The sequence below is a fragment of the Streptomyces sp. NPDC126497 genome (assembly GCF_040302425.1).
In the GTDB taxonomy this organism is placed as follows: domain Bacteria; phylum Actinomycetota; class Actinomycetes; order Streptomycetales; family Streptomycetaceae; genus Streptomyces.
In genome coordinates this window covers 1-1115 of the sequence record NZ_JBEORT010000234.1, presented here as the reverse complement: position 1 = coordinate 1115, position 1115 = coordinate 1, and the positions used below count along the sequence as shown (strand labels likewise).

The 1115-nt window shown below is 65.9% G+C and carries 1 protein-coding gene; it reads right to left on the bottom strand.

Translation table 11 applies throughout. The annotated features are described in order from the left end of the window. On the bottom strand, positions 1-1115 hold a 1115-nt coding region (locus tag ABTY20_RS35305), incomplete at both ends, for a condensation domain-containing protein (RefSeq protein WP_352001220.1).

The window sequence follows — 1115 nt, the reverse complement described above, 5'->3', positions numbered from 1 at the left end:
ACCTGCGCCTCAAACAACTCCACCACCGACACCCCACCAACCGGCACCACACCACCCCCACCACCAGCCCACCCCAAAACCAACCCACGCTCAGCCTCACCAACAAACTCCACACCCCCCACCCGCACCTCAGGATCCGCAACCAACCCCTCCAACAAACGACCGAACCAACCCACCAAACGCTCAGCCGTCCCCACATCAAACACATCGGCGGCATATTCCAGCGCGCCGGCAATGCCTTCCTCCCGCTCCTCCATGTGGAGCGCGAGGTCGTACTTGGCCGTGATGGACTGCGTATGTACAGCGGAACCTCGGAGACCAGCCATCTCGAGCTTGGCCGCACGGTTGTTCTGGAAGCTCAGCACAACCTGGAAGAGCGGATGACGCGCCATGGAGCGGGTCGGGTTGAGTTCCTCCACCAGCCGCTCGAACGGCACGTCCTGGTGCGCGAAGGCGGCCAGGTCATTCTCCTTGACCCGCGCGATGAGTTCGCGGAAGGAGGGGTCCCCCGACGTGTCGGTGCGCAGGATCAGCATGTTGACGAACATGCCGACCAGATCGTCCAGCGACTGGTCGGTCCGTCCCGCGATCGGTGAACCGATCGGCACATCGGTCCCCGCGCCCAGCCGCGTGAGCAGTGCCGCCCAGGCCGCCTGCACGACCATGAACAGACTCGCTCCGGACTCCCGTGCCAGCCTGGTGAGTCCCTCGTGCACCTCGGCAGGCAACACGAAGCGCACCCTGCCACCTCGATGTGATGCCACAGCAGGGCGCGTCCGGTCGAACGGCAGCGCCAGCTCCTCCGGGGCACCGGCCAGCGCCTCACGCCAGTACTCGACCTGCCGCGACAGCACACTCTCCGGATCCTCCTCGGACCCGAACATCTCCCGCTGCCACAGCACGTAGTCGGCGTACTGCACCGGCAACGGCGCCCATCCGGGGGTCCGGCCCTCGCACCGCGCCCCGTACGCCACCGACACATCCCGCGCCAACGGCCCCATCGACCAGCCGTCACCCGCGATGTGATGCACCACGACTGTCAGAACGTGCTCATCCGCTCCCAGCGTGAACAAGCGTGCCTGGAGAGGGATTTCGGTGCTCAGGTCGAAGGCATA